The organism is Psychrobacter sp. MES7-P7E, from assembly GCF_002863645.1.
In the GTDB taxonomy this organism is placed as follows: domain Bacteria; phylum Pseudomonadota; class Gammaproteobacteria; order Pseudomonadales; family Moraxellaceae; genus Psychrobacter.
In genome coordinates this window covers 13,119-32,676 of sequence record NZ_PJBU01000071.1, presented here as the reverse complement: position 1 = coordinate 32,676, position 19,558 = coordinate 13,119, and the positions used below count along the sequence as shown (strand labels likewise).

The window sequence follows — 19,558 nt, the reverse complement described above, 5'->3', positions numbered from 1 at the left end:
AGGCAGTAGCGTTTATAATGTACCAAACATTCAGTTTAACATTTTCGTCACGTAAAATCGTGCAAAATCCTGCTGATCTCATGCAAGATGGTCACAGATTATCTATAATGATCAATAACTGTTTTTAACAGTACCATTTTTATTTTTACCAACACTTAGGAATTCTATGCAACTCGATAACGCTACCATCAAACGTCTAAAAGGCATCGGTCACGAGCTAAAGCCTATCGTTATGATCGGCAACAAGGGTATTACCCCAACCATTACTGAAGAAATCGATCGCGCGCTAACAGATCATGAGCTTATCAAAGTGAAATTGCCTGCTGGCACGAAAGAAGAGCGTGACATCATTGGCGCTGAACTTGCTAAAGCGGCTAATGCGTCTTTGGTTCACTCTATTGGTCGTATGGCATTATTACTACGCAAAAACCCAAATGCCAACCCAAAACTGTCTAACCTAGCACGTCACGCACAGTAATATGTCATGACCGACTAGCATTAAGTGATTGGGTTTTATGTTCACTTATATCATAGCCAAACAATAATGAAATACAATGGCCGCGACGCATCTTGCTCGCGGCTTTTATGTTTTCCGATAGTCTCGGTTATACTTATCATATATTATTAGTGCCCTGAATTAGTATGATTTCTCTTGTCACTATCACCTCTTTATTATTACCGTCGAGATGTACTCATAATGAACCAATCTTTTAACCTCTGTATAGCCACAGAGACGATAGCGAAAGACGCTCAGCAATTAGGCGTGTCTATAGAAGATCTTGAGAATATCTCTATCGAAGTAAGTGCAGAGATCATCCAGCAACCAGCTTTACAACTGGTGCTGACCTATCAAGTAACTCTGCCTAGTCAAATTCTAACCAATCAACTCAATTGGCCAACATGGCAACAAACTCAAGTAAATTTCACTGATTACCTATGGGAAGAAACGTGCCTTGAATGTTTTATTGCTGGCAGTGAGATTAATGGCTGTAGGCTTGATAACGAAGATATTGTAGCAATTCACCATCCAGAACCGCACCAGATACTATTTCAGCAAGCAACCGCTTATATAGAGATTAATGCGAGTCCTGATGGCCGCTACGCACTCTATGAGTTTAAAAGCTATCGTCATCCTGCCACATTACCACCAACACCTTTATATAAGGCTGATGGACACACACGTGACTCTATTGAGTGGACGGATAATATAAATACACAGGACGTAATGCAGAAATCGTTGTTTGACAAATCACCAGCAGCGTATTCCATTCATCGCTACGAGCGAGGCTTTAACGTTCCTCTGGTCGAACTTCCTAATCAAAAATATGCCATTGCAAATACGATTATTGAGCAGATACATCCTTGTGTTATTTTACAGCTCGGTAAGACCGCTTTATATTTTGCCTCTCAGCACGCCTCCCCGCCTGATTTTCACAATCGTGACTATTGGCCAAAATTTGAGCTTTGATTTGTTTATATGAGCTGAACTCATTTAAATACAGCTATTCTTAGATATAATTATTTAAAGCACAAAAAAAACCCAGTAATGTCATAAAGAGCATTACTGAGTTTGGAGAAAACTTTAGTCTTATTTAAGTGATACTTACTTCATTTAACCGATGTTTATTTGTCAGCCATCGCAAGGTAGATACCACGATCTGATGCATCATCAACATACTGCGAATCACGCCATGTCGTATAGCTGTATGTACCGCTATAAGGGCTAATGCTATTTTGACGGAAATCAGATACCCAGTCATTGCCATCAAAAATCTGGATATGGCCATGTGGACGGCTTGACGTGCGGTTATAGACAACGACATCACCAACTTGTGGTGCCATGTCGTTACTGATCTTGGTAAAGCCGGCTTGGGCTAGCGTGCCACGAGAAGCGTACTGATAGGCTGAAGGGTTAGGCGTAAATTCGTAACCTGCAGATTGTAATGCTTTACGTACATAGCGAGCACAGTAGCCAGAGCTTCTAGATAGTGCAACGCGAGAGGCATTTGCTGCTGCAATAGCAGGAGCAGAGTTGCGGTCAGGTACACGGCTTGCTTGCTGCTGACGCTGTTCGTAAGACAAACGACTGGTCAGTGAAGCTAGTTGGTATTCTTTTTGCTTAGCATGAGCGCTTAGGTTGTCAATTGCTTGACTGATCTCATCGTTGCTATATACATGGGCACCACTGCTAGTGCTATAGATGTTGCGACTAGAACCATAGTTCGCAGAAGTAGAAATATTTGTGATGGTATGACTCAAGGTATTATTTGGTTGAAAGGTTGTTTCGGCAGCACCACTCGTCTGTGCGATACCCATTCCCAATACTGACAAAATTAATAAAGCTTGTTTCATAAATTTACTACCTATTGTTAATACAAGTCTGCTCGTCATCCATAACGAAGCATCAATTAATTTAGAGGATATAATCATCAAATAGACGTGATAAAATCCCTATTACAACGGTTCATTCTTTTCAAATAGCGACTAGTGCCAGTAGTACCTCCCACCTAGTCAACTATCTTATAAGCCATCTGCTATATATTGCTTTTAGCATGTCTGTTATGAGTATCGAGTTTGTCACCTATTAGATGAGTACTTACGATGTCAAAGAAACAACCTAATCGGCTTGCCCAGCTTATAGATCATCAAGCATTTGCCGGTAGCGCGCTACCTCAAACCCTTGCTAATAACATGAGACTATATATAGAAGCGACCAACGAGATAAAAGAGCTATTGGTAGACTGTCTACCTGAAGAAATACTCAATACCTGTTGGGTTGTAGGCTTAACACCTGAGCAGTTGATATTAAGTGTTAGCTCAATGACAGCAGCAAATCATATTCGCTATTTACATAGCTCGTATTTGCAAATACTAATAGAGCAGTCAATTACATTTAAACAACTCAAGCAAATTCGCGTCGTTGTGGCTAAAAGCTCTATCGATAATTATTCATCTAAACAATCATCAACATCATCACTGCACTTGCCAAATTCTCGTAAAGCCAATGAAAATCAGGCGCTTAGCCAGAACACAAAACGGACTATATCACAGGCCGCAGAGCATGTCACCACTGATGAGAATCTCAAAAAAGCTCTTTTGCGTTTGATTAATCATTAAAAATACCGACCATTAAATGTAAAGTTATGTAAATAAGCGCAGGTGATGGCATTGATAAAGATGGATTTTTGTAATGTATCAGGCAAAAAAAATCCTTCATTAGTTACATCCAGATTATGGATATAGCTAACGAAGGACTTAAAGACCATCTACAGCTTTTGTATTATGTGCCTTAACGGAAAATTCGTATATTTATATAGACAATATATTCAAAATATAGAATATTATATAAATGTAATTGTGAGCCTTCTATGTAATATTGCGTAAATGTTTCGATACTTCCTGTATATTCCTGTATTTATCCTTCAATAACCAAATCGTTAAGCGGTAAATACTCGATAGGACAGGTTACATTGTCATCAAAAGTTACAATTTCAAAGTTATCTTCGTCAGACAGTATTTCACGTACCAATAAATTATTTAGAGCATGACCAGACTTATAGGCATTAAAACGACCTAAAATTGGGTAGCCAATCAGATGCAAATCTCCCAAAGCATCTAAAATTTTATGACGGACAAACTCATCGTTAAAACGTAAGCCTTCGGCATTAAGTATGTTGGCATCATCGATAACGATGGCGTTTTCCATACTGCCGCCAAGTGCTAAGTTATTTTGACGTAGCGCCTCTATATCACGTAAAAATCCAAAAGTACGCGCAGTGCTTAATTGTTCGATGAAATTCTGTGTAGAGAAATGCAACTGTGCATGCTGAAAGTTCTTATCAAACGCAGGATGATCAAAATCAATTTCGAAATTTAATTCATACCCTTCATAAGGACGTAGCTCTGCCCATTTATCTTCTAGTTTTACTCGTACTGGACGTATAATTTTAATAAATTTCTTGGCCGCTTCTTGCTCACAAAATCCTGCATCTAGTAAGAGCGCGACAAAAGGCGCAGCGCTACCATCCATAATTGGTATCTCTGAAGCAGAGACACGAACTAACAGATTGTCTACTCCTAGACCAGCAATGGCACTAAGCAGATGCTCAACCGTGCCCACTCGTGTACCGCCAAATACTAAGTTCGATGACATCATCGTGTCTTGTACTAAAAACGCACTCGCTGGAATTGGTTGACTACCTTCTATATCAGAGCGCTCGAAAACAATACCAGTGTCAATCGGCTGTGGATGAAACTCCAAGTCAACAGGCTGACCACTATGTAGACCAGTACCCGTAACGGCTATTGCTGTTTTTATGGTTCTTTGGTTCATGGTTGTCTTCTCACATATTTTGTTACAATTGACATAGTGTACCATTACCGGCCCCTTATTCGCTATATATAAAAAGCGCTAATTTTCTTATCTCCTTGATTGATAACACTTATCGTCAACTTCCTATTGCTGATTTTTACTTTATATGGTCTATCTAATGCTATAAAAAAGTGAGACTCACATACGTTTCGACAATCATATACATATAGATTACATAGAAAACTCTCATAATTTTTCTTATAGAAAACAATTCACTTTCTTTAAACACAAAAAAGCCAGCGTTAAAACGCTGGCTTTTTCTTACTCACAGTAAATTAGAAGTACTATTTATTCTGTTGACGCTTTAAATAGTCTTGGATACTGTTTGTTTTAGTCTTAGGCTGCTCTTGAGGTGAACTTGCGCTAGGACGTGCAACGCTATCCTGATACTGCTGAGCTTGTGACTGCTTCTGACTATTTAAAGCGCTAGTATGCACATTAGGATCAACAGGTTGCGTGCTATTAACAGAAGGTACTGGCTGCTCTACTACTTCTGGCTCTTGACCTGCGTTTTCATCTAACGTTAAGCCAGTTGCGATGACAGTTACATGTAAGTCGTCACCCATTTTTTCATCAATCACAGAACCGTAGAAAATATGAGCGTCGTCAATATCAGTAATTTCTTCGACTATTGCACTGATTTTGCTCATTTCATCTAGTGACAATGACTCTGAGGAAATAACGTTAACCAGTAGACCTTTTGCATTTTCTAAACGCAAATCATCAAGTAGTGGTGATCTGATGGCTTTTTCAGTCGCTTGACGCGCACGATCATCACCGCTGGCACGGCCAATACCCATCATCGCATGACCTTTCGCAGTCATTGCCGTACGGATATCGTTAAAGTCAATATTGATCATACCTTCGCTAGCGATGGTTTCCGCAATACCTTGAACAGCATGCAGCAATACATCATCTGCTTTTTTGAAAGCATCTTGCATAGAGATGTTGCCGTATACACTCATCAACTTATCATTCGGAATCGTGATAATTGAGTCGACAAAGTTGGTAAGCTGCTCAATACCTGCTTTAGCAGCTTTGATACGCTTACCACCTTCGAATTTGAATGGCGTAGTCACAACCGCAACTGTCAGCACTTCCATTTCTTTAGCAATACGAGCAACAACTGGCGCTGCGCCTGTACCAGTACCGCCACCCATACCAGCAGTGATAAATACCATATCTGAGTGCTCAAGCAATGCGCGAATCGCTTCTTCTTCACTCTCTGCTGCTTCACGACCCACTTCTGGATTTGCGCCTGCCCCTAGACCACGGTTCGTTTTTGCACCCAGTTGCAGTTTATGCGGTGCAGTGAGACGATCTAGCGCTTGTTTATCTGTATTGGCACAAACGAACGTTACACCTCTGATGCCTTGCTGTACCATATGTTCAACTGCATTACCGCCGCCGCCACCAACACCGAATACAGTGAAGCTTGCTTGGCCATTATTTTGAAGCTGATTATCATCTGGCATGGTGTATTTTGACATAAAAAAGATTCTCCAGTTGCAGATAGCGTGTAAGTCGATACATAGTAACGCACTCATGTGGCGCGCTATCGACATACTATATATAAATGTATTTAAATAAAACAGGGTATGGCTAAAATCGATCAGTATAGACAATAATATGTCATTATTACTTAATACTTTATTTTTAAAACGAATTTATTCGCAATGTTACTTTATTTTTTTGTTTAACCAACTTAGAGACATTCCATAATGTATAGATGCTCTAGATATGAGGTTAAACAGATCTATAATATTTTCTTTAAAACATTTGCAAACCGTTGACCCGCACTTCGAAATACGCCTGATACTCGATTGTTTTGAATCGCTTCAGGTTCGCTTTTTTCGCTACGGCGGAATTGCTCACTTTGACTATATAGCAATGTGCCAAAAGCCGTCTGATAAGCACGGTCATTCACTTGACTATTTAGTAGCTTAAATGATTCATCATTATCAAAATGATTATAAGCACTGATAGCAGGATGAGTATTGGTCAGTACAACAGGCATTTTTAGTAGCTTCTTGGCAAAGGGTATCATACCTTTAATCGTACTACCGCCGCCAGTCAACACAATCCCTTTATCGATATAGCCTATCAAACCTGCTTCGTGTAATTGACGCGCTACTTCAGTGAATATCTGAACGTAACGAGCCTCAATGATTCGTGCCAAGTTATAGATGCCAATATTGATTTCGTCGCCCGATCCTTGAGGCTTGAATAAAAAGAAGGCGCTTGGGTCGACACTATTAACATCAGCTGTACCATGAGACTTCTTCAGTTTTTCAGCTTCAATCATAGAGATACCAAAATCAGCTGAAATATCCATCGTCACCTCATGACTGCCTGTTGCTATACAATGTGTAAAAATCAGCTTATTTTCTTTATACACACAGATGCTGGTCGTACTAGCGCCGATATCGACCAAGCAAACCCCTTGCTGGCGTTCCTCAGTCATCAAACTATACTCAGCACTGGTCACTGCATCGAAAACAATATGATCAATGCCAACGTCACAACTTTGTAACAGCTTTTGGATATTCTGACGGCTGGCAACAGGCATCATCATCATGTGGTGCATCACGGTGATATTGTGTGCCATCATTTCGATGACATCATCCACCATAAAGTCTTGCTCATCGACATAAATACCTTGCTGACAGCAATGCATCAAATAATAGTCAGATGATAAATCACGCGACTTTGCATTGGCCAATGCTTGTACCATGTCTTTGGCACGTACAACTTCATCTTCTACTTTGACCTCTCCAGCACTGTTTTTGCTAGATAGCTCAGGGGTCGCAAGCGTTAACCAAACACTATGTACACGGCAGTTAGCGGTGTCTTCTGCTTCTTGGATAGCTTGTTTGATAGCACCTTGCAGACGTTCACGATGCTTTATTTGACCTTGATAAAAATCGCTGTTTTTAACTTGTCCTACGCCCAAAATACGAATGTCTTTTGCAGAGACAACATTGCCTATGACGACATATACTGCCGTGGCACTTAGATGGACAACAACCAGATTTTCATTATTTTTCATGGTACCAGACAAATTATCGCTAAATAGAAGAGCAAGTGATGCTCTTCTATTAAATCATTAAAAAAAGCGTTACTAATACGCTATGATGTTGTATATATTTTCTTCAAACTAAATAAACCGTATTAGACCACATCGGTTATCTATAGATGTAGTGCTTACTTAGGCTATTCTGATTCAGCACTCTGTGTCACGTTCCAAGCGATGGTAAAGCCATTTTTATATCGTAAATCTACAGACTGTATTTCATTTCGACGCGTACTTAACTGATTGCCAAGCAGCTGGCTTAAATTCAGTAGTTTTTGCGCCGTATTTTCATTGTCTACAATCACACGTAATCCATTGTCAAAGCGGATTAGCCAAGTCATTCTCGGTGACAGAATGATATCTTCGACCTGCATACCAAGCGGTGCATACCAATCATTGACCTGCTGCATTTGTTGCATAATAACTGGCGCTTGAGACATCTCACCCTGTAAGGTCGCAAAACGTTCTTGTGTTAAATCCCTACTATCAGCAGGAACAAATACAGCGCCTTTTGCATCGACCAAACGTTCTGTACCAAAATTAGCAACTGCTTGCTTGGGTAATGCATTGATGACGATGCCGCGTTGCCAATCACGAGAGATACTCACTTGGTCTACCCAAGCTAAGCCCATCGTAATGTCGCGTAATGTTTGCAAATCAGAAGTAAAAAAGCTACTTACTTGCTGTTGCTCCATCACGTCTTGTAATGAGCGATATTGAGCAGCAGACAAACCTTGATTACTGACATAAATATTTGCTGGCGGTGCATCACGCAGCGCTTTGCCGCCCATCATTAATATTAGCACTAGCAGACCTAAGACCAGTACCATAAATAGATACTTTACCGTTGCCGGTATTTGGATCTTAGATTTTGGGCAACCGGCTTTATCACTCATCAAGTCAGTTACCTCGTTGACAGTTTGAGCCATAACGACCTTTGTCCCTATATTTGCATAAAACTGATCATGCTATTTATTGATATAAATCTGCGTATTTTTGGCAGAAGCTTATTAAGTTGATATGTTATCAAATTTTATTAAAAATATAGCTTATATACAGCGATTACGTTGATTTAAACGTAACATTTTTCTTAAATTATGAATAAGTTATCAGTTGTATTCACAAAACAACATAAATATCACCAAAATAGACCTATTCTTACAATATTAACGTATTTTATGGTTAAACAATAGCCAAACACCAACTAGTAGCAGCGAATTTACACAAGTTTACACGAAGCTGTGGTATAGCAGCTCTAGTGACACAAAGAGTCATCACTATCTGCTCAATTTAATTGATTTGACAGTTATAGCGTTTGTGCCAAAATATGCCAGCATAGTGCATCAAAATCTAATCCACGAGCTTTAGCTGCCATCGGAACCAAACTGTGACTGGTCATACCTGGTACGGTATTGATTTCAAGCAACCAAAAATTGCCTGCTTCGTCTTGCATGGCATCGATACGTCCCCAGCCTTTTGCATCTACTGCACGAAATGCCGCAAGGCTTAAATCTTGCAAGTGCTTTTCGTCAGCAGCGCTCAATCCACAGGGGATGTAATAACTGGTATCGTTACGATTGTACTTGGCTTCAAAATCATAGAAGTTAGTAATGTCAGCAGGCTCAAGGCGAATAACTGGATAGGCTTCGTCATCGATAATCACAATCGTAAATTCGCGACCTGTAATCCAGCGCTCAGCCATCACCGCATCACCACATTCCACTGCAGTTGCATAAGCAGCAGGCAGTTCGTCAAGGTGGTTGACCTTGGTCATGCCAATACTTGAACCTTCATGAACTGGTTTAATAATAAGTGGCAAACCTAGCATGTTAACCACTTGCTGCCAGTCAGTATCAGCCGTCAATAATGAAAATGGTGCAGTTGATAAGCCGCAGCCTTGCCACAATTGCTTGGTACGTACTTTGTCCATACCTAGTGCAGAAGCTAGAATCCCTGAACCAGTTTGCGGTATATCAAACCACTGTAATACGCCTTGCAGCAAACCATCTTCGCCGCCACGACCATGTAACACATTAAACACGCGGTCGAATTTGCGTAGCTCAGTAATGTCTTGATGCTTTGGATCAAAGTGAGTGGCATCAACGCCTTGGTTTTGAAGCGCTTGCAATACTGCCGCACCACTATCCAAAGACACGCTACGCTCATTGCTACTGCCGCCATAAATAACGGCTACTTTGCCAAACTGACTGGCATCTTTTACATGAGTCGTCGTGTCTACAGATGTATCATTGGTAGCTGTATTTTGAATGCTATTATTATCTTTATTATCAGTTGTCATGAGGATCGTCCCTAAATTTTAGCTTACTTAATATAAAGGTTATTGGCAGCCAAATCGATAGCAATCTGCCCGACATTACCAGCGCCTTGGGTAATCAGCATGTCGTTGGCTTTTAATAAACGCTGCATAACAGGGGCTAGATTGTCTTTATCAATAATAGTCGGTTCAACTTCACCGCGCAAACGGATACTGCGCGCTAGTGACTTGGTATCAGCGCCCGTAATCGGACTCTCCCCTGCTGAATAAACATCTAATAATAATAGCTCATCAACACTCGATAGCACTTCTACAAAATCATCGTAGCAATCACGGGTACGGCTGTAACGATGCGGCTGAAATAGCATCACTAAACGACGATCAGGGAAGCTTTGACGAGCGGCTTTGATGGTCGCATCGACTTCTTTTGGATGATGACCATAATCATCAATCAATAAGACATTACCATCATCGATATCGACAGAAGCGTGCTGCTCAAAACGACGACCCACGCCTTCAAATTTCTGCAAGGCACGCTCAATCGCTGCATCATCAACGCCTTCATCGGTCGCCATCGTAATAGCAGCAAGAGCGTTATAGACATTATGTGTACCAGGAATGTTTAACGTTAGGCGTAATGGCTCACGGTCACGGCGCAATACGGTAAAGTGAGTTTTAGTTCCTTCCATTACCAAGTCTACAGCTTGTACATCATTGAACGGCTCAAGACCAAAGGTCAATACTGGACGACCGATATCATCGATCATTGCATACAGTTCAGGGTCATCACCGCAGACCACTGCCAAACCGTAAAACGGCATGTTTTGTAGAAACTGGATATAAGCGGCTTTTAATTTATCAAAGCTGTTCTCATAAGTTTCCATATGGTCTTGGTCGATGTTGGTCACAATCGCGGCCATCGGATGCAATGACAAGAACGATGCATCAGACTCATCAGCCTCTGCTACCAAGAAACGGCTGCTACCCAATGCCGCATTTTTGCCTGACGCATTTAACTTACCGCCGATGACATAGGTAGGATCTAGCTGTCCTTCTGCCATCATTGTGGTTAGCAAACTCGTCGTTGTCGTTTTACCATGCGCGCCAGCAACTGCGATACCATGACGATAGCGCATTAGCTCACCAAGCATGTCAGCGCGGCGTACTACTGGCAGGCGAGCTTCAAGCGCTGCTTTTACCTCAGGGTTGCTACGATCAATCGCTGATGAGACAACGATAACATCGGCATTGGCAATATTTTTGGAGTCATGGCCTATCGATATCTCGATGCCAATCTGCTGTAGACGCTTAGTCACCAAGCTTTCTGCGATGTCAGAACCACTGACCTGATAGCCTTGATTGTTCATCACCTCAGCGATACCACACATGCCTGAGCCACCAATACCGATGAAATGCAAATGCTGGATACGGCGCATTTCTGGTATTTCAATCAAACGCTTAGGTAGAGCTTTCGCAGAGGTAGGCATAAGGATCTCTCTTTATTAAAGGTCAATAAAATTTAGTAAATTCAAATAAAGGGTATAGATGACAGACTATAGCGCTTGCCAAATGATGTCGGCAACTTGCTTACTCGCACTACGGTTGGCCAATGCATGGCCTTTTTCTCCCATTGCCAAGCACTTCTCTCGATTGAGTACGCCAAGCTCGTCACTTAGACTTTTGGCAGTTAGCTCTGACTGTGGCAGTAGAATTGCAGCATCATGTGAGGTCAGCGTGCGCGCATTAGCCGTCTGATGGTCATCCACTGCATGCGGTAGCGGTACAAAAATAGCGGCGATGCCGACGTTTTGAATCTCGGTCACGGTCAATGCACCTGCGCGGCAAACAATGATGTCTGCCCAGTTATAAGCTGCAGCCATATCATTGATAAAGGGCTGTACAGTAAACTGATGGTTGTTTAGGTTTTGTGCGCTATAAGCTGCTTGCGTGGCTGCTTCATTGTTGCGTCCACACTGGTGTAGGACTTCAAATGGTTGATCTAGTAATGCTAATGCTTTTGGTACTGTATCATTTAATACCTGAGCGCCAAGTGAACCGCCGACTACCAACAGTTTAAGTGGTGAACTGTCATTTACATCGTAGCGTATGGTTGGCTCTGCGACACCAGTAATGGCATTACGTACAGGATTGCCCACTGTCTCAAGCTTGGCATCTTGCTGACTATCGGCAAAGGTATTTTCAAACGCTTGTAAGGTTTTGGTCGACAGTTTAGATAGGTAGCGGTTACTCATGCCAGCGATGGCATTTTGCTCATGGATAATCAAAGGCGTATTAGTCATACGCGCAGCGATACCGCCAGGTGCAGTGACATAACCACCGAACCCAACGACCACGTCAATCTGATTACTGCGAATCACTTTTACGGCTGCCATCGTCGCAGCTAGCAGAGTCATTGGTAGCTTCAATAATCGACCAACACCTTTGCCACGAAGCCCTTGCATATTAATAGCATGAAAGGGATAACCTGTCGGCTCAACCAAACCATTTTCCATACCGTTTGGCGTTCCCAACCAATGAATCACCGCACCGCGCTGGGTCAGCTCGTCGCTCACTGCAAGCGCTGGAAAAACATGCCCGCCCGTACCAGCTGCCATCATCAATATATGCGGTGTTTTCATGAACGCCTGCCTATCTTTACTTTATTTATATGAAGGGTTTATCTCACTACTGCGGTAGCAATTATGAAAAATAACGACCTAGCCAAAGCCCGCATAGTATAGAGGAAATCATTGTGTTATATACAGTACTTTATGCAGCAAAAATAACAAAAATCCAAGCCATGATCGGTCACAGCTTGGCGTCGTGTAATGCTAATAACGGTAAGGAAAATTAATGACTAACAATACCTCAAAATACGGGTTTTACGTAGTCAGAATACTCCTTAACTCAAAACTTTCCTGAACATAGCGAAAGCTACGCAGTAAATTTATTTTCAATCGCCATGATAAAGTCGGTTGCGATATCTGTACCGCATTGGTCATCAATCTCACGTACGCATGTTGGGCTAGTGACGTTAATCTCAGTGATACGTCCACCGATCAAGTCTAGACCAACGAACATTAGACCTTTTTCTTTGACGATTGGTGCCACAACTTCTGCTACTTGACGTTCGATATCCGTCAATGGCATGGCAACACCGTTACCACCAGCTGCTAAATTACCACGGGTCTCGCCTTTGGTTGGAATACGAGCCAAACTATAATCTACCACGACTCCATCAACGATCAATACGCGTTTGTCGCCTTCTTTGATTTCTGGCAAATAACGCTGCGCCATGATGGGCAAAGTCTCAAGCTCAGTTAGTATCTCTAACGTCACTCCAATATTTGGACTATCAGCAGTCAAACGGAAGATGCCAGTGCCGCCCATACCATCTAATGGCTTGACGATGACATCCTGCTGTTCAGCGATGAACTTACGAATGTGTGCTTGTTTGCTAGTCACAATCGTTGGGCTCATATAATCGCTAAACCACGTCGCAAATAGCTTCTCATTACAGTCGCGAATCGCCTGTGGGTCATTGACCACGAGTACGCCTGCTGCTTTAGCATGGTCAAGCATATAAGTGGCATAAATAAAGCGCATATCAAACGGTGGATCTTTGCGCATCAAAATCACGTCATAGTCGGCGACTGGCCCTGTGCTTTTATCACCCAATGTATAGAAATCTGCAGGATCACGCTTTACTGTCAGTGGCTGCGTATCAACCATCAACTGACCACGGTCCAACCACAGGTCATGAATCTGACAATAACCGAGCTGATGGCCACGGTCTTGAGCGGCCCACATCATAGCGAGACTGGTGTCTTTTTTATAATTAACCCGCTCGATCGGATCCATAATAACGAGTATTTTTAGCGACTTTTCTTGTTTTTGTTGGCTCATGATAAGACTCACTTACGTTATATTGTTGATATGAAACAAACTGATTAAACAACATCAGTGCCCAACTATACGCCGTACTGCTCACGGTAGTGTTGCATTTTGGCTAACTGGGTCGCGTCTTTATGCTGGCCGTTTTGTGCACCATGGTCATCAGCTAAATAACTGATCAAATCATCGATATCGACCAATGCACGTACAGGCACTTTTAGTGTCGCGGCAAGCTCTTGGATAGCAGAGTGCTCGGCTTGACCTTTTTCTTTACGATCGAGTGCAACGATAATACCAGCAACGCTTGCGCCTGCTTGCTCTAAAATCTCGACCACTTCGCGCATGGCTGTACCCGCTGTGATGACGTCATCAAGCACCCAAACGGCCTTGCCACTTACGTCAGCACCGACCAAATTGCCGCCTTCGCCGTGAGTTTTGGCTTCTTTACGGTTATAGCCCCATTTGGCATTAATGCCATGATGTAGCCATAACGCTTGCGCTGTCGCTGCGACAAAAGGAATACCTTTATAAGCCGCACCAAAGATGACCAGCTCTTGCGCATCAGCACCATCATTTGCTGCACTCATTTGTTCAACCAAGGCATCTGCATAACCACGTGCTAGTAACGACAACATCTCACCAGTCGCAAGCAAGCCTGCATTAAAAAAGTATGGACTGATACGACCAGACTTTAGGACAAACTCACCAAACTTAAGCACTTGGTTGTCTAGAGCCAGTTGAATAAATTGATGAGATGAAAACGTAGGGTCTTGAGGGCGTGTTACATGAGACATTATGACATTCCTATCAGCAAAAAGAGGGGACAAAAAATTTGCATTATTGTACGCATTATTGATCAGCTTGACCAACCATTGATCTCATAATCCTGCATATTGGCATAGCGAGTCAGCAAACCACTACGCGATGAGATATTAAAATAGCTTTGTCCATCTGCTCGGACTTGTATCTCCCAGCCCAAATGATAAGCGGCAACAATAATATGACCAGCAAATAGTCGAATCTGACGATAAGCGTGGCGCTGCGACGGCTCACAAACGATCTGACTGAGCAAATAGCTACGCACATGCTGACATATTTCTGCGGCGCTATAACTATGATTGATACTCTTACGGGTACTACATTGCTTTAGCGCATGGACGGCCACGCTACATGTCATGATATCCGTGGCCAAACTGCCCTCACCTGTCTCAAACTGCTGCGGTTGTAGTATCACTTGCCAATCGTCGGCATACAGACTGTTGAGTAGCTCATCAGGATTATAGCGTTTGGTCAATGCGCGCATAGATAATGCAGAATTTTGAGCCCTGCTGTCATTATTTGAGTCATTATCTGAATCGTTGTTTGACTCAACCACTGTAGAGTTATCAATAGGCAAAAACCCATAACGGTTCAGTTTTGGATAAGCGCGAATCGCCTGTTGAATATCCGACATATCTAATAATGTCATATCTGATAATGTCGATATTAACGGCTGCTCACTATGATTCTGATAAAAGCTGTCCGGCAATTCGATAAGCTGTGCCGCATTCAGCAATGATAAATGCTCAGCCAGTGCTTCTGAAGCAATCAGCGACCACTTCGATAAGCTGTCTGCATTGGGCTGATAGAACCGAGTCGAATTGCCATAAAGCCTGCGCAATTGACCATTTAGGCGACGAGCAGGCTCAGGTATATCACTTAATGGTCTGGCAGGATCAAGAGGAGATTGTTTGGGATCAAAGTTAGGATGTACGATCGCAGGTTGCTGTGAATCAGCTAATATAGACGATTGACCAGCCTTTTTTTGGACGTGACCTTCTGCCAGCTGCCCGCCCTCTGTTGCCAGATTAGCATGAGACAAACGGTCATCAGAAGTAGAAGGCTGGGACATGAAATCTCCATAGATTAGAAAATAAATAAGAACGATTATACCAAGGGCTATTTTACTCTTTAAGGCTTAACTCTAAAGGCTTACTCTTGATGATTTAAAATATCTCGGTAACCTGTCTGCCAATCAGCATAATCAAGCCAAGCTAACGGAATGTTGCTATGCAAGCGCTTTCCTGTCACTGAAGTTTTTGTATTATCAATAGTAGGAGGTGTCTCGCCAACCTGCTCACTAAGCCAAACCTCTAGCTCAAACGTAGTAACAGGTCGATAGTCCGTCGCTAAATAGACAGACTTTGGTGTCTCTATCGTCAACACTTTGGCGATGATATTGACCAAGTCGCGATCCATAATGCGATTGCTCCAATGCTCAGCTGGCACTGGATCTTTATTTGACTCACGAGCCTTGCGTAGTCGCATTAAGCGCTCGCGACCGTAGATACCACTGGGGCGAATAATAATGGCTTTATCACCAAAGCCTTGTTGCAGCGCTTGTTCTGCTTGCAATATGAATTTCGAGGCTTCACGCGCAGGCGTAACAGGTGCAGTATGCTCATCAATCCATTCGCCATTATCCTGACCATAGACACCAGTAGAAGAAATAAATACCACACGTTCAAGTTTAATAAGCTGTGGAGCAAGCGTTGCTAAATGCTGACTAATCGCTAGATAACTGTCGTGATAACCGCTGGTTGAATACTCGTCAGGGGTGACGATAATCGCAATATGAGTAAATGCTTGTAGCTGCTCAGCCGTCAAAGTCAACGCATTAGTCTGCAAAAAACCTGCACTATCTACCAAATCATAGTATTCGCGCTCACTACGAGCCAGCCCAGTCACACAATAGCCATCTTGGGCAAGTTTGTTGGTCACTGGTAGGCCGATATCACCTTGTCCAATAATTAGTAAATTTTGCGTACTCATAAAGCCTGTTTTCCTTTATACAACTTTCTTTATACAACCATTACAGCGCTTAGAAGCCATTTTGTTCAAATTAATGCCTAAACCAATGTCTAAATCAGTGCCTAAAAATACCGTCTGTACGATAGCTGTATATCATCATTGGCATCGATACGATCTTGCCATTCGTAATTGGCATTAATACGTAATGCTTGTTTTTTATCAATGTCGTATTGCAGCCCTAGGTTTGAGATTGGTTGCCAATAATGACCACGGACGTTGGTTTCATCGCTGTTGCCATGATACCAATATGGCAATTGCAATTCAGCTTGCGCGCGTAACTGATTGTTAATCTGATAACGGCAGCCTGCATTGATACCTGCGCCTAGACGAAAGCCTTTATTGATACCTCGTCCTACTTGCCCTGTACCTGCCAAAAACGTATAGCACAGTTGCGGCGGCATCTCACCAGTACCTGAGGCTGGTGTACCAAATGCCCATGACCAGCCTTTTTCGTAACCCACGCTGCCGACCAAATGATCCGTACCTGCCTCTTGCAATCCATCGTTTACTCGCGTCACCTCGATACTGGCACCCCAAGTATTGCCTTTTTTGGCAGCATTGACAGGGTTAAAAGAGCGGCCACGAATCAAAGTGACGTTTTGCAAGGTCACACTATCTGGCTGGTTGGGCTTACTGTTATCTGTGTCATACAGTCGTAATGTCGCAGCCAGCCCTTCTAAATTAAAAAACTGTGGATACCCTGAGGCGTGGTCAAGCGTATCATGAAACCCCGCTCGAAACCCAATATCTATATAGTCATCGTCACCACGCTGCCCTATACCTATCGTGCCCAATTGTAGCGGATGCCTGTCTATTGGATTATTATCCGATACGTCGATTTGACGCTTGAGCAGTGTTTGCCCATCAGCTGACATGCTCGATACAGGGTTGAGCTGCGCAGACTTGATCTCATTCACGGTTTGTTTGGCACTATTGTGATAGCCCAACTGCGCGCGCTGTTGTTTTTTCTCATTGAGCTGAGATTGACGTAAGGTATTATCAGCAGGTGTATAAATCGTACTTGCCAACAACTGCTCATCATTTAATAGTTGAATCACATCAGAAGGCACGACTGCATAAGACAATTGACTCAGTAGGTTTTGCTGCGGACGGACCACATCAATAAGACGTAGAATCTCAGAAGCACAATTGTCCGTGGTAAAGTAATACGGCATCTTTAACGCTTTGGTTTCCCAAACGTGGCGCATAATCTGCTGAACTTCCGCTGGCGTCAGACTCAACTGATATGTCCACGTATCACGTTCATCATCTTGCAGGTATTTCGCTAGCATTTCTGGATATGGGTCGATTTCGATAGCGCTGTTGTAGCTACCAATCATTGACTTAGTAGCATATATCGGGAAACTGTCGTTTGGATCACCGTCTACCGTATAGTTCAGCGCATAAGCCTTATCAATTTGGTTTGGATCGGCGATACTCGCTTTTGAGTCAATGCGTAACAGCGTATGAGCAAACGCAGAGAGCGGATTGTCCAAATACTCCTGCGCAAACATGATAGATAGCTGCTCAGGCGCCAATGTCGACATCCATTCATCCAATTCTGGACAGTCAGCAGATAGACTTGCAGCATCGATCGATAGCACCTCTGTCAACCATGCCACTCGCGCTGGGAAACGACATAAGACAGAATTATTATTGGCATCAGTTTTGGCTTGGTCGTTACCAGTCGCTGATGATGGCACCAACTCTTGTGTGAGTGCCACAAGCATCGCATCTAACTCTGCACCTGAATCTCGTTGACCATTTTTACTTAAAAAAAAGCTCGGATCATCAACCAAACTCTCGGTTTTCTTTTTACCCAATACACTGTTTTTATCATCGTAAAAATACAACAAGCGTCGCCATGTTGTATGCTGTGCCAACTTGTCGGCTTTTACTTGCTGCCGCCATGTTGATAGTAGCTGCTCTGTCGCTAAGCTTGATTCAGATAAAGTACTATTTTGAATATTAGGTTCAGCATTACTGATATTACCCGACTCAGCTAATACATCCGAATTAGAATAAGTAGGTGCTGTGCTAGTAGGTGCTATGCTAGATGCATCAGGTGACAATGTATCTGATTCAAGGACAGACAGGGGCGTTGGTAGAAATGCCTGTGTTTGAGCCGAGAGCAATAACCCTACTACAGCCAATGGTAAACGTGCTCGCAGGCCAATGGTCATTAGCGTACAATCGATAGGTATGGACGTCAGTTTTATAGACATGAGGTAAAATCTCGCACGTTATTATTCATACGCTATCAGCGTTATTAAAGTTGCTGGGTCAAAAAATCAAACACATCGCCTACTATCATTTAGCTACTTAGATAGATTGTCTATCACACCATTATCAATACTAGTATAAAAAGAGAGCATTATGCCTGCATCATTGCCAAACTCATCATCTACGTCACCAATGACCATCAAAGACGGTCTACTATCAACAGCTACTTGGTTGGCTTCACCCAATTACAATGTAAGGCCAAAAGATTTAAGTATTGACGCTATTGTCGTACACAATATTAGTCTACCACCGAATGAATTTGGTGCCTGCGACGCTAGTGGCACGCATTATGTAAAAGCATTATTTACCAATCAATTAGACTGGGATGCTCATCCTTATTTTCAAACAATTAAAGGCGCAGAAGTATCAGCGCACCTATTTATCGAGCGTGATGGCGCTATCACTCAGTTCGTCAATTTCAACGAACGGGCGTGGCATGCTGGGCGGTCTAGCTACTTGGGTCGACCTGAATGTAATGATTATAGCATTGGCATCGAGCTCGAAGGGTCGGATTTTGTGTCCTTCACCTCTGCTCAATATGAGAAGCTAGCCGACGTAATTGCCGCCATTTATAAGGCCTACCCCAAAACACGTCGCCACTTAACAGGTCACAGTGATATCGCGCCTGGGCGTAAGACTGACCCTGGTGATTATTTTGAATGGGCAAGATTGCGCCAGTTAGTGGCTGATGCAACGAAAAACGGTGTACCGTCACATAAGTGATTTCCACACTCAATCCATTTATCTCAATGGTGAAAGTGATATAATTTGTCAGTTTTTTATCCATATCACATCAGCACATAACTCAATA

Annotated in this window: 17 protein-coding genes; 4 read left to right on the top strand and 13 right to left on the bottom strand. The window is 42.7% G+C overall.

Annotation, left to right across the window (positions count from 1 at the left end):
- Positions 1 to 166: 166 nt before the first annotated feature.
- On the top strand, positions 167 to 478 hold the full coding sequence (locus CXF62_RS02465; RefSeq protein WP_102092769.1) for a YhbY family RNA-binding protein: 312 nt from the start codon (positions 167 to 169) through the stop codon (positions 476 to 478).
- Between the two features lie 219 nt (positions 479 to 697).
- Positions 698 to 1,468, top strand: a complete 771-nt coding sequence (locus CXF62_RS02460) for a DOMON domain-containing protein (protein WP_102092768.1) — start codon at positions 698 to 700, stop codon at positions 1,466 to 1,468.
- 155 nt (positions 1,469 to 1,623) lie between these two features.
- Here the strand turns inward: CXF62_RS02460 and CXF62_RS02455 are convergent, their stop codons facing one another.
- A complete protein-coding gene (locus CXF62_RS02455; RefSeq protein WP_102092767.1) occupies positions 1,624 to 2,352 on the bottom strand; it encodes a CHAP domain-containing protein in 729 nt (242 codons plus the stop codon).
- Positions 2,353 to 2,601: 249 nt separating this feature from the next.
- Between CXF62_RS02455 and CXF62_RS02450 the strand changes: the two genes are divergently transcribed.
- Positions 2,602 to 3,117, top strand: coding sequence for a hypothetical protein (locus CXF62_RS02450; RefSeq protein WP_102092766.1), 516 nt, complete (start codon positions 2,602 to 2,604; stop codon positions 3,115 to 3,117).
- 298 nt (positions 3,118 to 3,415) lie between these two features.
- On the opposite strand, the gene lpxC is transcribed toward CXF62_RS02450, so the two are convergent.
- From lpxC to CXF62_RS02390, 12 genes are all read right to left on the bottom strand, one after another.
- Positions 3,416 to 4,333, bottom strand: coding sequence for a UDP-3-O-acyl-N-acetylglucosamine deacetylase (lpxC, locus tag CXF62_RS02445; RefSeq protein ID WP_185156583.1), 918 nt, complete (start codon positions 4,331 to 4,333; stop codon positions 3,416 to 3,418).
- A gap of 323 nt (positions 4,334 to 4,656) precedes the next feature.
- Positions 4,657 to 5,862: a cell division protein FtsZ gene (gene ftsZ, locus CXF62_RS02440; RefSeq protein ID WP_102092764.1), complete on the bottom strand. Its 1,206-nt coding sequence runs from the start codon at positions 5,860 to 5,862 to the stop codon at positions 4,657 to 4,659.
- 266 nt (positions 5,863 to 6,128) lie between these two features.
- Positions 6,129 to 7,421, bottom strand: coding sequence for a cell division protein FtsA (ftsA, locus tag CXF62_RS02435; protein WP_102092763.1), 1,293 nt, complete (start codon positions 7,419 to 7,421; stop codon positions 6,129 to 6,131).
- 164 nt (positions 7,422 to 7,585) lie between these two features.
- Positions 7,586 to 8,374, bottom strand: coding sequence for a cell division protein FtsQ/DivIB (locus tag CXF62_RS02430; RefSeq protein ID WP_102092762.1), 789 nt, complete (start codon positions 8,372 to 8,374; stop codon positions 7,586 to 7,588).
- Between the two features lie 377 nt (positions 8,375 to 8,751).
- A complete protein-coding gene (locus CXF62_RS02425; RefSeq protein WP_228153139.1) occupies positions 8,752 to 9,744 on the bottom strand; it encodes a D-alanine--D-alanine ligase in 993 nt (330 codons plus the stop codon).
- A 23-nt stretch (positions 9,745 to 9,767) separates the two neighbouring features.
- Complete coding sequence (gene murC, locus CXF62_RS02420; RefSeq protein ID WP_102092761.1) at positions 9,768 to 11,207, bottom strand: UDP-N-acetylmuramate--L-alanine ligase; 1,440 nt, start codon at positions 11,205 to 11,207, stop codon at positions 9,768 to 9,770.
- Positions 11,208 to 11,273: 66 nt separating this feature from the next.
- A complete protein-coding gene (murG, locus tag CXF62_RS02415) occupies positions 11,274 to 12,359 on the bottom strand; it encodes an undecaprenyldiphospho-muramoylpentapeptide beta-N-acetylglucosaminyltransferase (RefSeq protein ID WP_102092760.1) in 1,086 nt (361 codons plus the stop codon).
- Between the two features lie 295 nt (positions 12,360 to 12,654).
- Entirely contained in the window at positions 12,655 to 13,626 is a 972-nt protein-coding gene (gshB, locus tag CXF62_RS02410) for a glutathione synthase (RefSeq protein WP_102092759.1), read from the bottom strand.
- A gap of 65 nt (positions 13,627 to 13,691) precedes the next feature.
- Entirely contained in the window at positions 13,692 to 14,408 is a 717-nt protein-coding gene (gene pyrE / locus CXF62_RS02405) for an orotate phosphoribosyltransferase (protein ID WP_102092758.1), read from the bottom strand.
- A gap of 62 nt (positions 14,409 to 14,470) precedes the next feature.
- A complete protein-coding gene (locus CXF62_RS02400) occupies positions 14,471 to 15,505 on the bottom strand; it encodes a hypothetical protein (RefSeq protein ID WP_102092757.1) in 1,035 nt (344 codons plus the stop codon).
- A gap of 80 nt (positions 15,506 to 15,585) precedes the next feature.
- Positions 15,586 to 16,425, bottom strand: coding sequence for an SDR family oxidoreductase (locus CXF62_RS02395; protein ID WP_102092756.1), 840 nt, complete (start codon positions 16,423 to 16,425; stop codon positions 15,586 to 15,588).
- A 101-nt stretch (positions 16,426 to 16,526) separates the two neighbouring features.
- A complete protein-coding gene (locus tag CXF62_RS02390) occupies positions 16,527 to 18,689 on the bottom strand; it encodes an Lnb N-terminal periplasmic domain-containing protein (RefSeq protein WP_102092755.1) in 2,163 nt (720 codons plus the stop codon).
- 151 nt (positions 18,690 to 18,840) lie between these two features.
- On the opposite strand from CXF62_RS02390, the gene ampD reads away from it, so the two are divergent.
- Entirely contained in the window at positions 18,841 to 19,470 is a 630-nt protein-coding gene (gene ampD, locus CXF62_RS02385) for a 1,6-anhydro-N-acetylmuramyl-L-alanine amidase AmpD (protein WP_102092754.1), read from the top strand.
- Positions 19,471 to 19,558 lie beyond the last annotated feature (88 nt).